The sequence below is a fragment of the Nitrospirales bacterium genome (assembly GCA_031315865.1).
In the GTDB taxonomy this organism is placed as follows: Bacteria; Nitrospirota; Nitrospiria; order Nitrospirales; family UBA8639; genus JAGQKC01.
In genome coordinates this window covers 336,584-350,453 of record JALDRJ010000002.1, presented here as the reverse complement: position 1 = coordinate 350,453, position 13,870 = coordinate 336,584, and the positions used below count along the sequence as shown (strand labels likewise).

Sequence of the window (13,870 nt, the reverse complement as noted above, 5' to 3'; positions counted from 1 at the left end):
AAGGGAGGTGATAATGTGGTGGTCGAAGTTGCTGGTCTGTATGGTAGTTCTGGGGGGGATGTCCGCCCAAGCTTGGTCATATGAAGAAATTTCTGTCAAAAATGGAGGGACCATTCGTGGAAAAGTGACGTTATTGGGTGAGAGACCTCGTGCTATGGCATTTAATCTCGTGACGATCCCCGATGCCGTGTATTGCGGACGAATTTCCACGGGAACGGGCTGGCGAATCGTTGAAGACTTTATTGTCGCTCCAGACGGGGCGCTTAAAGACGCCGTTGTGATGCTCAAAGACATTAAAAAAGGGAAGAAATTTGAAACGAAAAAGGTACGTGTTGAAGCGATCGACTGCGACTTCCTTCCCTTCGTCAATGTGCTTCGCAAAAAGGATGAGCTAACGGTCGTCAACATGGACCCGATTGAACACGATATTCAAGGATATGAGACGGCGAGAGAGCGTGGGGCTCGAGTGTTATTTAACCGTCCGCTCCCGATGAATCCCTTTCATAAAGTTCTCGGGCTGCTCAATAGCCACAAGCATATGCCGGGAAAACCGATGATTGAACATGTTCACCTGCGTAAAGGAAGAAATATTTTTGTCATGCAATGTGGATTTCATCCTTATATGTTCTCGTGGGGGTTGATCGTCGAGAACCCGTATTATGCCATCACCAAAGAGGATGGAGCGTTTGAACTCACAGATGTGCCTCCAGGGGACTATACTTTAACGGTCTGGCATCCAGGTATGAAGAAGTACCTTCAGCAGGATATTTCAGTCGAACCTCAAGGGACCACCGTCCACGATTTTGAATACGAACCCGTCAAAGGACGGCGGAGCGTTCATGAAATGCATGATAATCCACATTTTGGTGTTGAATTATTAGGGGAGGGTGTCGAGATCGTTCCGTCTCTTCGCCTACAAAAACCATGAAATCGATTCGTGTATTCACCAGAGGTTTTAAGCCTTTCTATCTGTTTGCGTGCCTGGGGTGGGTCGTGTACTCGATGAGCTTTATTGCAAGCAGTTTTGGGTATGAAATCAAAGAAGTCGAAGACGGTGGCACACTCACCGGCGTCGTGACGCTCTCTGGTTCACCTCCCGAACCAAAAGCGTATAATCTCGTGACCTTTCCTGATCCCGAATATTGCGGTCGTATATCGACCGGGAATGGTTGGCGTTTGTTACAGGACTTCCATGTGAACGATCAGGGACAGGTAAAAGATGTTGTCATCTTTTTTGAAGAGGTTCAGGCCGGAAAACCATTTACTCTGTCGATCCCTCGAGTGGAAGCCAAGGATTGTCAATTCCATCCATTTACGACGATCGTACGGAGTGGGCATGGGGTAGAGGTGATTAATATGGATCCTGTGATGCATGATATTCAGGCCTATGAAACATCGAAACAACAGGGAACGCGAGTCTTATTTAATTCTCCGCTCCCATTCAATCGTCTTCATGAACGTGACAACAGGCATGCCGCCCATCACCACAAACCCAGCGAGTCGCTCGTACGACAATTTCATTTGAGCAAGGGCCGAAAGACTTTTGTCATGCAATGTGGGTTCCATGCTTACATGGAGAGTTGGGCGATTGCCGTCGAAAATCCATACTATGCTTTCACGTCGTCCGATGGAACATTTTCCATCGATCGCATTCCCCCTGGTAGGTATCGAGTGCAAGCCTGGCACCCAAGCGTGAGGGAAGTCGTCACACAAATGGTCGAGATAAAGCCAAATGAGAAGCTCTCGGTCACTTTTGTGCTCCCTGCTCCACGAGAGCGACAGACGGCACATAAAATTCGAACTCCGCCTCGATTCACGCCTGCCGCTCTCGGCCGTCCGATCGATATTCAGCCGTTGCTTGAACAACAGCTTCCATGAAATGGGAGATGATCCGGTTCTGTGCCAGGAGAGAGGCAATCGTCACGATTCTTCTGGTGACCGTGGTTATCTGTGATGCCCCCCAGGCATTTTCGGCTTCACATCCTATCGGTAGCAGTATTGTCGCCTCTCCGGTGCCAACCACGACAGGATTTTCCGCTCGTTTGATATGGCGAAGAGGGGGGAAGGTCTCTAAAGCGCAATTATTCGTCAAGGATAATCGATATCGTATCGAGTATTTTGGCGGATTAAAAACTGAATTGGGTTTTGCGGGGGTCACGATTGTTCGATTAGATCAACGAAAGGTCTGGTACATTTACTCTGATCGTCGGCTTGTCTTAAGTGTGCCTGTGACCAAACAGGACGTGTTGCCGTTTTCGGTGACACTAGAAGGTGAAATAAAGCGAACGTTGATTGGTGATGCGTACGTCGGTAAGCGTCCAGCCACATTATTTGACGTTGAAGTCGTCACCGAATCCGGCAAACATGAGGCCTACTATGAGTGGGTGGATGCTGAGCGAGAGGTTCTTCTCAAACTGCTCAGTCGAGATCGTGATTGGTGGGTAGAGTACGAACATGTGGTTATCTCTCAACAGCCTGACTTTTACTTTGAGATTCCCTTGGGTTATCGAAAGGTGGAAGCTCGTGAATCCTACCCCGATCAAGAAGAATGAACCGTCATGGAGCAGGAGAAGCACTGAGCGTGTTTGTCTTCATGGATTATGCCAGTCATTGTACGCGTATATGAAATAACCGAGGGTTCGATGTGATGCCTAGATTGAAAACCTATTCACAAGCTTTGAAGCTGTTCATGTTTTTATCGCTCATATTTGTCCACGGGACATGTGCTTGGGCCGCCGACTCTCAAGAGAAACTGGACTTTGGCCAAATCCAGCATGCCTACGCCAACGGACAATTTCAGGATGTCCTGGATTCATTGGATCAGCTTAGCGAGAAGGAAAAAGGCGAGGGTTCTGCCCAGCGACTAAAGATATTGAGCTTGGCGCGACTTGGAAAGACCAAGGAAAGTATCGAGGCATATGATCAGACTCTCAAGGAGTCTGATCAAGAAAATGATGCCTTACTCAGAGAGTTGGCTATAGCCGCCATCCTTCCGTTTCGGACGGATATGCGAGAGCAAATTCGTGGTGCGGCCTATACGGCTTTGAAGGAAATCCATACCGAGGACATCGTTCCATACCTAGAGGAGGGACTAGAGGATAAATCCGGAATGATTCGCGCACTGGCCGCCGAAGGCCTGGCTGGATTGAGCAGTGGGAGAAAATCGACTCGATTCCGTCAGGCGCTGAAGGATAAGGCTGGTCTTGTGCGTGCAGCGGCGTTGCGGGGACTCGGACGTCTGGCCGATCCATCGACTCAGCCACTTATCCGCCCCCTGTTGAAGGATGAAGTGAAGCTCGTGCAAATCACCGCCGCTGGCACGATGATTCAACTTGGGCATCCGGAATTTTGGAGACGCATTCAACTAGAGGCTCAACAGGGCACGGGATACGAACGAAGTACGGCTTTTCGAATCATGGGTGAATTGGGTTATGATGAAGCCCTCAAAATTCTTGAGCAGGGATTGCAGGATAGTCAACCTTCCATTCGGGGGGCGGCAGCTTCTTCGTTAGGAAAGCTTCACGATAAGAAGGCTGTAGGGTTACTCATCTCTGCTTTGAATGACAACAGCCCCGTTGTTCGTAGCATTGCCTCCGTAAGCCTTGGGCAATTGAAGGCTGAGCAAGCCATTCCAGCTTTGACTGAAGGATTGCATGTGACTTCCCCCGGTGTACAGGCGGCCTCCGTGGCGGCTTTGTTGCAACTGAGCAGCCCTTTTGGACTTGTCGTGGAGACAGTAAGAATGCTCATGTCTGATACCAACCCTGGTATTCGTTCTGGAGTTGCGAGAGCTCTCGGGAATGGGCATGGTCGGGACGTGGTCAATACGTTGTTGTTATTCTTGAATGACCCTGTGCCGAAACCGAGAATTTCTGCGGCCCGATCGTTAGGCCGCATTGGTGACCGTCAAGCCCTTTCTCGCCTGAAACTCGCACTGCGAGATCAAGATGAAGCGGTGCGTGCGACGGCAGCGGCGGCTATCGTCCGAGTGCTTGAGAGTCCAAACACTCTGTAAGCCAGATCTCCAAGATTATCGTCTCTGCGCTAATTATCCTTCTAGTTCAGTTGTGTCAGGTTGAGCTATGAAGTTTCAGTTCGATTCAGGATGTGTGCTGGCCGTGTTGATCGTCCTGAGTTGCAGTTCTTGTTATTCTCCGTCTCCTTCAAGTCATCCTGCCGTCGTCACTCCTTCTGCTGATCGGACGCAAGCCATTCGTTGGATGTCTTGGAACAAAGAGGTGTTTCGAATAGCGCAGGAACAAGACAAACTCATTCTCCTTGATGTGACGGCGGTCTGGTGTCACGCCTGTCATGTCATGGATGAGACGACTTATGCGGATTCGAGGATCGTGGATTTCGTCAATGCCAGGTTTGTCGCCATTCGAGTCGATACGGATCAACGTCCCGATATAGATGCACGCTATCGGCATGGAGGGTGGCCGACGACCAGTATTCTGATGCCGACCGGAGAAATACTGTTCCAGGCGAACTTTCTTGTTCCGGAAGATTTGTATGAAGCCCTACGAGAGACCGAAAAATTGTATCGTGATAACAAGAGCGAATTGCTGAACCACGCCACTGATATCTGGGCGAACGTGCAAGAAGCGAGGAAGAACCGGGTTCGTCCTGCGGGAATGATCGATCCTGAAATCATTGAACAGACCGCGTCGACGATCCAGCGGAACTTTGATGGCACTCATGGAGGGTTTGGCGATGCGCCAAAGTTTTTCGAGTCAGAAACGATCGCCTTTCTTTTTCGCCGCTATCATGAGTCTCGGGATCAGGCTCTTCGTCGCATGATCTTGTTTACCTTGGATCAACAGCGAAATCTCATCGACCCAGTTTGGGGCGGTTTTTACCGGTATGCGGTGAATGCCGATTGGACGAACCCTCATTTTGAAAAGATGCTGCATCTTCAAGCCATGAATCTTGAGACCTATCTTGAGGCGTATCAGGTCACGGGTGAACCAGTGTATCGGTTGGTGGTGGATAATATCCTACACTATGTCAGGACTTTTTTATCTGATGAACATGCGCGAGGATTTTTTGCGAGTCAAGATGCGGATGTGAAAGAAGTGTCGAGCTCATCTCGCATTATCATGGCGGGAGAAGAGTATTTTGGGCTGAATGTCGCCGAGCGGATGAAGATAGGAGTTCCGAATGTCGACCGGACAATCTATACAGGGTGGAATGGGCTAATGATTCAGAGCTGCCTCAAAGCCTACCAAGTTTTCGGGGATCAGAAAGTTCTAGAACGGGCATTACAAATGCTCAATGGTTTGTACCGCGATCGTTATGTGCGGGGGAGAGGTATGGCGCATCTTGAACAGGATGGGACTCCGGAGGCATTTGGCCTGCTAGGAGATCAAGTTGCCTTTGCCCGGGCATTATTAGAGGCATGGCTGACGACAGGCAATAAAACCTATTTGATGCGGGCTGAGCGGCTGACACAGGATTTCATCAACCAATTGCAAGATAAGCAAGGAGGGGGGTTGTATGATCGTCCGATTCGTGCTGCGGCGGAAGGGCTCTTAAAGTTTCCCCACAAATCAGTGTCGGAGAATTTGCGTGCAGTGATCTACTTATCTGACCTGTATTATGTGACAAACAATCAGGTTTACCTTAAGGTTGCGGAGCAAACCCTTCGGTATGTGTTGGGCTCATCGAATCAGCTTCCCCTTGGGTTAACAGGTATGGCCCTTGTTCGTTTTCTTGAATATCCGGTCCGTGTTGTGGTGGTGGGAATAAGAGACGATGAAAAAGCTTTTAGACTTTTCCAAGAGGCCCTAACTCTTTATGCGCCTGGCAGGATTGTTCATCTCTTGGATCCGAGGGAAGACTCATTAGTCCTTGGTGCCATTTCGTTTCCAGCAACGCCTGTGCCGCGTGCGTACGTATGCACGGATACGCTGTGTTCCGAACCCATTTCAGAGCCCAGTCAAATCAGTATTCAGTATAAAGAACTCATCGAAGTGTCTAGATAGTATAACGTATAAACTTTCTATGCTTCGGTGGTGATTCGAAGAAACTCTTTAAGAGTGAGTGTCAATTTATCTTTATTTATCAATGGCTTACTGGCGTGTTTTTTTATTCGTGATTGCTGAGTTTGCTTGACACGTTTTTTTCCTTCTTGGTATATAAGAAGGTGAATACATTAACGAGGTTTCAGCAGTTTTCCTGCTCACATTCTCAACAAAGCCGATGGTGCGTAGGAGAGTCTTTAACAGCCGCAAGTATTAATCCCCCCCTCGTTAGCACACTAATTATTCTCAACTAGGAGGAAGTCTTATGAGAAATCGTCAGTCTCTTACTATGTGTCTTCTTGCAGGAGCCGCACTCATGGCCGCTCCGATGATTGCGCATGCCGGTGGAACCATTAAAGGAAAAGTGACCTTCAGCGGCAAAGTCCCGGCACCCAAGGAATTTGCCTTCTCGAAGTTCCCCAACGTGGAGTTCTGTAAAAAAAATGTGAATAAGAGTAAAGATGGCAATACCCGTTTGTTGAAAGAAGTTCAAGTTGGTGATGGCAAAGGGCTTCAGGACGCCATTGTGGCCGTTCGGGACATTAACGACAAAGCCTGGACAGGAACGTTTAAGAAGGCTCCGGCTCAAGAAGTCACGGCTGATTTGTGCGAGTTTAAGCCGTTTACGGGTGTCGCTGTGAGTAAGGGGCAGTTCAAAGTGACGAATAACGACGCCGATCCGGATGATCCGAAATCCAAAGAGGGTGTGCTTCACAATCCTCACAGTTTTGATGTCCTGGGTGCGAAGTCCGCTACGCTCTTCAACATCGGGTTGGCCAAAAAAGGCGATTCGTTGGAAAAGACGTTGATGCTTCGCATGGCGAGTAAGGGAGGCGTGGTTCGGTTGCAATGTGATCAACATGAGTTCATGCAATCCTGGTATCTTCCAGTCACGAACAAGTTTCATGCGACCACCGGCGCTGATGGAACGTTCGAAATCAAGGACGTCCCGGCAGGAAAACATAAATTGTTAGTTTGGCATCCTGTCGCCGCAAAAAACGCTGTTGGGAAAAAAGCCATTGAAATCGAAGTCGACGTGAAAGATGGTGCGACCGTTGAAGCGAACTTTGACGTAAAGTAATTCATCAAAAATTCGTGAATCAACAATGAGGGCAGCCCGGATCGTCGTCGGGTTGCCCTCGTTGTTTTTGCGTCAAATCCTTCCATGGCCTTTCGCTTGCGTTTGTCCTTCAGTGGTCGTTAAGATCGATTCACCATGGAACACCATCTTTTAGTCTTAGTCGAGGCGCTGAGTGCCGCGCGAACTTTCCCTCGCTGAAATATTTCAACTTGGCTACTATTGGGAGACAAAAATTCTCCTTACGGCAGTGAAGCTTGATCTCTTTTCTTCACTGAATGGAAGCCCTCGTTCTTCTTCTCAACTCGCTCAGGATCACGCGTTAACTGATCGACCCCTCGCATTGTTACTCAATGCTTTGGTAGCGATGAGAGTCTTGAAAAAAGAGGCTGATGTCTACATGAACACCGAGGTCGCTCAACGATATTTGGTAAAGTCTCAAGAAGAATACGTCGGCCATCTTCTGTTGCTGCACGATGCCGAATGGGAGAACTGGGGAAAGCTTGAAGAGACGATTCGGACAGGCCGGTCTCCTGTTTCTCGGCATGTATTTGAAACCGATCCAGATATGGGCGTGAATGTGCTTTCCGTTTTACATCGAATCGGACGTGAGAGTGGACCGAGTCTTGCGAAGCGTATGCAACTTGATGGGGCCAACAGTCTCCTGGATGTCGGAGGGGGGGCTGGTACGAATGCGATCGCCTGTTGTCAGGAATATCCAGAGCTCACCGCTACGGTATTCGATCTCCCATCGACGCTAAAAATGACTGAAGCCGTGATTCGAAAAGTCGGGCTTGAATCTCGTATTCGCACGTTGGCGGGAAATTTTCATGTCGATGATTTCAAGGGCCCGTATGATGCTGCGTTGATGTCTGATATTCTTCATTATCAGGATGGTGAAGTGAATGCGACGCTGGTTGCCAAAATTTTTCAGTCGTTGTCCCCTGGTGGGCAACTTGTCATTAAAGATCGATTCCTTGACCCCTCAGGAACCAGCCCCGCATGGACGACGGCATTTGCCGTTCATATCATGGTCAACACCGAGCAAGGGCAATGTTTTACGACTCAAGAAGCTATGCGATGGCTGCGCGATGCGGGGTTTCGAGATGTTCATGAGCTTGAGCCATGCGCGGTTGTTCAAGGGAGAAAGCCGATGGAAGGAGGGATTTAGCTCATGGCCGAATGGCTGAGACAACCTGGGTTCGTCGGAACGCATGCGACGATGGGGGCGGACGTCAGTCAGCTTATGGCGACAGTCTTTACGGTTCTCTTTGTCGTCGGGTGGTTCCAGGCAAGAAAGGGGGAAGGAACAAAACACCATTGGCTGATGTTGGGCGGAATGATCGCGATGCTGTCTTTCTTCACCAGTTACTATTTATTCCGAAACCTTGGCGTCTTGGCCTTCGAAGGAAAGGAAGGGTTTGGGGGTTCGCAATGGATGTACGATACGGTATTCGTCCCGATTCTCACTCTTCACATCATCTTGGTTGTCATCGGGTTGATCATGGCGGTGTATATGATCGTTCTCGGGTTCCGGACGCAATTTATTTCCGGGACCAGACGGCTCTTGCGAGAACACGTTCTTGTGACGACGTGGACCAAAATGCTTGGGATACTCGGGGTGCTAGCTGGGCTCGTAGCGGCCTATTTGTTGGCGCTCGTAGCTATAGACCGTTTTGGAATGGGGAAGCTGGTCGTATGGGTGAGTCTTCTCGTCATTATCGCCGTGGTCATGATGCTTGAAATGTCGATTCAGCGAATGTGGCCCAATGGAGCCAGACGGCATCGTGTGCTTGGTCAGTTTACGATGGTCATCTATTGCGTCTTGTTCGTCACGGGAAGTGTGACCTATACGATGTTGTACATCCTGTATCCTGGTAAAATCGGGTGATGCAGAAAACCCGACAATGCGAACTGAAGGTGAGGGGAAACCTGGCGGATAATGCTGGTAGATTGAGGTTTCAGGTCGAGCATGTATGAACTGTGATTGCGGACGAAGGTTGGAGCCGAATGGGGTTGATGAACTTGATGCGACGACCTGCCTTGCTCGGTTCAGGTGCGAGGGTTGTGGGCGGTCTCTCGGGATAGAGGGTGAGCCCAAAGAAGTGGCTCCGTTATTCACGCAAGTATGTTGGACGGATGAAGCTCTTCATATGTTAGACCGTCTGCCTCCTTATAGCGCGCCGTTCTATCGGGACGATGTTGAACGGTACGCCAGGGTAAGCGGGAATAATTTGGTCACGTTTGATTTTCTTGGAGAGGCGAAGAATCAAGGAACCGTGTCATGGAGTCAGGATACGATACGTCGCTTGGAACGGGTGCCGCCGGCCATTCGAGCGATGGCCAAAGTGGAGTTAGAACGAACGGCTCTGGAGCGTGGAATGACAGAGGTTACAGTCGAGCTGATGGAAGAGATAAAAGCCAGATATTTTGGTATGGGTAATCCCAAGACCCAGAATGCCTAAGGCCAGGTCTAAGGAATGTTAACGGCCGATCAGCGAAAGGCACGCTTCGATGGACCGCAACCGTATATTATATTCGGGAAGTTGTCCTCGTCTATTGAGATTTCACCACGCCGTCTGTTTCGTCCCGGATGGGGTGAGCACTGGAGTGAGCAACTGTAGGGTGACATCATGCTTCATCGCTTAGCGCTTCGGGTGGTTCCACAGTTAAATGGGCTTGTGACCGAGCCTGCCGTGAGAAAGCGTAAACGCCTCGTCATGTTGGCGCCTGGCATGATTGCGTTTATCGTGTACCGTCTTCTCAAGTCATCTCTTCCGTTGGACGATCCATTCATACTTCTCGCGTTCAGCGGATTTTTGGCCTCACTCTCAGCATTGTGGTCCTATCGCATGGGTCGTCAGGTTTCAGTGTCGACGGCTCTTCATGAAGATGGTCTGCGTCGTATCGCTTGGGTCGTTGGGTGGGTTGGCTTTGCCTATGGGGTGCAACTTTCTCTGCTCGTCTTAGCGCTTTTGAAGATTTTCGTAGCGTACGACTTTCTCCTTCATCCTGAGGGTCCTGCGATGATGGCCATTATTATCGCAAGTTCTTCTGTGACGCGGGATGCGTTTGAACTAGGGCATGTCCGCTGGAAAGAGCAGCAAGGGCAAAAGATTGTGACCTTCCCTGATAGCGGTCCCTTTCGTCGATGGTTTCAGTTAGAATCGGGGACGGTCGGTAAATGGGCAAGCGGATCGGCTGTGCTGGCTATGGGCGGAGCGGTGCTCTTACTAGGCATGGGGCACATCGGTGGTCACGAAATTACGCAGTCGCTCATGATGTCGGTCCTGGCAGGCTGTGTGGGGTTGCTCGCGTTCTATGCCGGTCGATCGCGTTCAGGCGATTGGCGTCATGGTTTCCGTGAAAGACCGTGGCTTTCTATCGCTCGATTCTGGCTATGGCCCTGTCTGACATTCGCTCTGACCTACTACCTGGTTCAAGCAGGATTGTTTACCTTTTTGCTTCAAGTTGAGCAGAGTCATCATGCGGCTCAAGTGTTTATGGCCGGAACCACCGCGGCGTTGATGTCCGGGTACTGTTTTTACCTGGGACGAGCCGTCTTGCTCGAGGCTGAAACACAGCAGGGGATTCCAGACAACATTCAAAGCTGTCCATTCGTGATGGGAATTTTGAAGAAGGCCGGGTTGACCGCTCAAGAGCCTTCTCAGGTTTCCGTTGCGACACCTTCAACGCAGCCAGAATCAAGATGAGAAACTTCATGTTGGTATGGATGAAACGTGCGGGGTTTGTGTGCTTGTTGATGTCGTTGGGCGTCGTCTTGGCAGGGGAACTTTTCAAGAAAGCGCCAGCATATGCCGAGTCCTCATCGAATTATTACTCCGATTCTCCTGCCTCCTCAGACATTTTCTATAAAACGGAAGGGACGCCGAGTGGACCCTCAGCCCAAGAAATGCAAACAACGTATCCCGTGTTTCAATTCATCAATAACCGGGTGCTTGTGTGGTTGGTGACGCAGCAACATACGTATTTTGGCGGGTTTGTCCTGGCGCTCCCGTTCTTTGCTGTTCTCTTGGAGTTTCTCGGCCTCTGTCGTCGTGATCCCGAATCGGCGCGTCGATACGATGGTCTCGCACGTGACATCATACGGGTTTCGGTCGTGTCCCTCTCATTTACAGCGCTGTTAGGCGTGACGCTCGTAGCTGTCTTCGTCGTACTGTACCCTGGATTTATGAAGTACATGGGTTCGACGTTTAAGAGTCTCATGCCACTGTATGCCGGAGTGTTCGTGGGCGTGTCGTCTCTGCTGGTGGTGTACTACTACAGCTGGGATTATCTGAGGTCATCGGGTAAAAAATGGGTTCACATGTCTATCGGTGTGCTGGTGAATGCCATGGGAGCGGTACTCTTGCTGTCGGCTAATGCCTGGGCCTCCTTCATGATGGCCCCATCCGGAGTCGATGGCGATGGCCGGTTCTTGGGGAACGTGTGGCATTTATTGCATTCGCCTCTCTGGAATCCGCTTAATACCCACCGGTTTTTGGCGGATATCATGTCCGGTGGGGCGGTTGTCGTCGCCTATGCCGCCTATCGCTTCCTCACGACTCGATCGGAAAAAGAACGAGCCTATTATGATTGGGTCGGCTATGTTTTCATTCTTGTCGTCGTCTGTGCCCTGTTGCCAATGCCTATCGCGGGATACTGGTTGATGAAAGCGGTATTTGAGTTTCGCGCACAAATGGGCATTACGATGATGGGTGGACTCCTCTCGTGGATGTTCGTGATTCAAGCCATTACCGTCGGCGTGCTTTTTTTAGGGGTCAACTATTACATTTGGCAATCGCTGGGTCGAGTCTCCGGAAGCGAACGCTTTCATCCATATTTTAAAGCCATCATCTTTGCGTTGATGGGGTGTTTCATCGTCTGGTTTACCCCCCATACCATCGCGATGACTCCGAGTGAAATGAAAGCCATGGGGGCTGCGCAACATCCTGTGATTGGACAGTTCGGGGTGATGTCAGCCAAAAATGGGGCCATCAACATCATGATATGTTTGACCGCACTGAGTTATCTCTTGTACCGGCGGGCCAATCACATCGTGACCGTTTCATGGGAACGGGTTGGAAATATTGCCCTGGGGGCCATGTTTGGCCTGGGCATGATTAACATCGTGTGGCTGGCCATTTATGGGTTTTATATTCCAGCGAACGTGCGTGTGGGATTGTCGATGCCGCAGGGGGTCACGACGGCGACGGTGGTGATCGGTGGGCTTTTTCTAAATTATGTCATGCTTCGAGGTTCGAAGGTGAGAGGCCCGATTGCCTGGGGAAACATATCGATTCGCGGAATGGTGGCGTTATTCGGGGTTGCCGCTGCCTTTACCTGGGTGATGGGACTAATGGGATACATTCGATCAGCCGGTCGGCTGGGTTGGCATGTGAATGAGCTCATGCAAGATGTATCTCCCTGGTCATTTACGCCGGCTATAGGGTTTGCGGCGAAAATGGTGACGGTCAACATGCTGCTGTTTTGGGCCTCGGTGTTTTGCATGTTCTGGTTAAGCCGGCGGGATTATCAAACGGCGGATGAACGGATCGAGAGTCGAATGACGGCTTCAACTCCGCTTGTTCAATCGCTTTCACGAGAGGAAACATCGGTATGAGATTAGGCGTTTATCATCGACTGTTGAACTTTCGATGGATACCTCTTGGGTGGTGTTGCGTCGTGGGTTTCGGGATTTTCATCCATGCAGGAATGGCCCAACACGTATCCGCGCAGTCCGATGCCGAGTCCATCGTGTTGGAAGATTTTGCAGATGCTGATGAGAATAATTTTCCCAAAAATTGGGATGCGCAGCGAAGCAAGGCAACCGCTCAAGAAACGTACGCGATCGGTCAGAACGATGGCGAGACATTCCTCTCTGCCAAAAATGCCAGTCAGCGCGTCTATACCAAAAGCATCTCCTGGGATCCCAGGACGCATCCGATCTTAACGTGGCGCTGGAGGATTCATTCAGTGCCAGAGGATGCGGAATTTATCGCTGCCGTCTATCCTTCACTCGATACCGACCTTATGTTTATTCCGGTGAATACGAAGTATGTCTGGAGCCTGGATAAACCCGTCGGTTCCATCAAGGAGGGAGGCATGTTCGGATCGACGGAAATCGTCATTCGAACTGGAGGCGAACCGAAAGGCGAATGGGTTGAAGAAAGAATTAATGTCTATGAGGATTTTAAAAAAATCCATGACCATGAACCGGCGCCCAAAGCCTGGGGAATTTCTCTGCTTGGTGGACCTGGCGTCGAAGTTGACTTCGGAAGCTTACGCGTTCATGCCGAGTAATTGAAACACGAATGGATTCACCTGCGAGCGAAGGCACCTGATTATTATGTCGCAAGCGAAAATTATCGATGTGGTGATCGGGATTGTGGTGATGGGGACCGTGGGGTCTCTTATCGGTGTCTTGATGGGTGGCGGGTACTTGCCGGTTGCTGTCATCATTGGAATCCTTTTAGGCGGCGGTGTCGGGATGTTTGGTGGGCGCCGTTTCTTCTTGAGTATTTTTATCGGATCAATTCTTGGTGGACTGTTGGCTTGGATCCTTGGTGGTGTTGATGCTGTCACGGTTGGTGCGGCGTCTGGTGCGGCCATGGGCGGGTTTTTAGGCGTCCAGGCTTCGATGATTCTTGACTCCATGGCCGAGCGAAAGCGTCAAGCGGCCATGGCCGCATCCATTGCGGAAGACAAAGCGACCAAGAACGAAGCGTGATGTTTCATAGCTGAGTGGAAACTGATGAGAGCGACTTGC

The 13,870-nt window shown here is 50.2% G+C and carries 13 protein-coding genes; all 13 read left to right on the top strand.

The window, feature by feature from the left end; translation table 11 throughout:
• The first annotated feature begins 13 nt into the window (after positions 1-13).
• The 13 genes from MRJ96_01570 (at position 14) to MRJ96_01510 (ending at position 13,831) form a co-directional block, all read left to right on the top strand.
• Positions 14-928 (top strand): carboxypeptidase-like regulatory domain-containing protein, encoded by a 915-nt coding sequence (locus tag MRJ96_01570; GenBank protein MDR4500132.1) that lies wholly within the window; start codon positions 14-16, stop codon positions 926-928.
• Positions 929-1,002: 74 nt separating this feature from the next.
• Positions 1,003-1,878, top strand: coding sequence for a carboxypeptidase-like regulatory domain-containing protein (locus MRJ96_01565; GenBank protein ID MDR4500131.1), 876 nt, complete (start codon positions 1,003-1,005; stop codon positions 1,876-1,878).
• 8 nt (positions 1,879-1,886) lie between these two features.
• A complete protein-coding gene (locus MRJ96_01560) occupies positions 1,887-2,552 on the top strand; it encodes a hypothetical protein (protein MDR4500130.1) in 666 nt (221 codons plus the stop codon).
• 95 nt (positions 2,553-2,647) lie between these two features.
• Positions 2,648-4,015, top strand: a complete 1,368-nt coding sequence (locus MRJ96_01555) for a HEAT repeat domain-containing protein (protein MDR4500129.1) — start codon at positions 2,648-2,650, stop codon at positions 4,013-4,015.
• 67 nt (positions 4,016-4,082) lie between these two features.
• Positions 4,083-5,984: a DUF255 domain-containing protein gene (locus MRJ96_01550; GenBank protein ID MDR4500128.1), complete on the top strand. Its 1,902-nt coding sequence runs from the start codon at positions 4,083-4,085 to the stop codon at positions 5,982-5,984.
• A gap of 304 nt (positions 5,985-6,288) precedes the next feature.
• On the top strand, positions 6,289-7,104 hold the full coding sequence (locus tag MRJ96_01545; GenBank protein ID MDR4500127.1) for a carboxypeptidase-like regulatory domain-containing protein: 816 nt from the start codon (positions 6,289-6,291) through the stop codon (positions 7,102-7,104).
• Between the two features lie 172 nt (positions 7,105-7,276).
• On the top strand, positions 7,277-8,272 hold the full coding sequence (locus MRJ96_01540; GenBank protein ID MDR4500126.1) for an acetylserotonin O-methyltransferase: 996 nt from the start codon (positions 7,277-7,279) through the stop codon (positions 8,270-8,272).
• A gap of 3 nt (positions 8,273-8,275) precedes the next feature.
• A complete protein-coding gene (locus tag MRJ96_01535) occupies positions 8,276-8,992 on the top strand; it encodes a DUF420 domain-containing protein (GenBank protein ID MDR4500125.1) in 717 nt (238 codons plus the stop codon).
• Between the two features lie 85 nt (positions 8,993-9,077).
• Positions 9,078-9,566, top strand: coding sequence for a PCP reductase family protein (locus MRJ96_01530; protein ID MDR4500124.1), 489 nt, complete (start codon positions 9,078-9,080; stop codon positions 9,564-9,566).
• A gap of 168 nt (positions 9,567-9,734) precedes the next feature.
• Positions 9,735-10,814, top strand: coding sequence for a hypothetical protein (locus MRJ96_01525; protein ID MDR4500123.1), 1,080 nt, complete (start codon positions 9,735-9,737; stop codon positions 10,812-10,814).
• A gap of 8 nt (positions 10,815-10,822) precedes the next feature.
• Positions 10,823-12,724 carry a cytochrome ubiquinol oxidase subunit I gene (locus MRJ96_01520; GenBank protein MDR4500122.1) on the top strand — a complete coding sequence of 634 codons (1,902 nt, stop codon included), beginning with the start codon at positions 10,823-10,825 and terminating at the stop codon, positions 12,722-12,724.
• The gene (locus MRJ96_01515) at positions 12,721-13,404 is read left to right on the top strand and encodes a DUF3047 domain-containing protein (GenBank protein ID MDR4500121.1); all 684 of its coding nucleotides are present in this window, start codon (positions 12,721-12,723) and stop codon (positions 13,402-13,404) included. Before MRJ96_01520 ends, MRJ96_01515 begins: the two co-directional genes overlap by 4 nt.
• 46 nt (positions 13,405-13,450) lie before the next feature.
• On the top strand, positions 13,451-13,831 hold the full coding sequence (locus tag MRJ96_01510) for a hypothetical protein (protein ID MDR4500120.1): 381 nt from the start codon (positions 13,451-13,453) through the stop codon (positions 13,829-13,831).
• Positions 13,832-13,870: the final 39 nt, after the last annotated feature.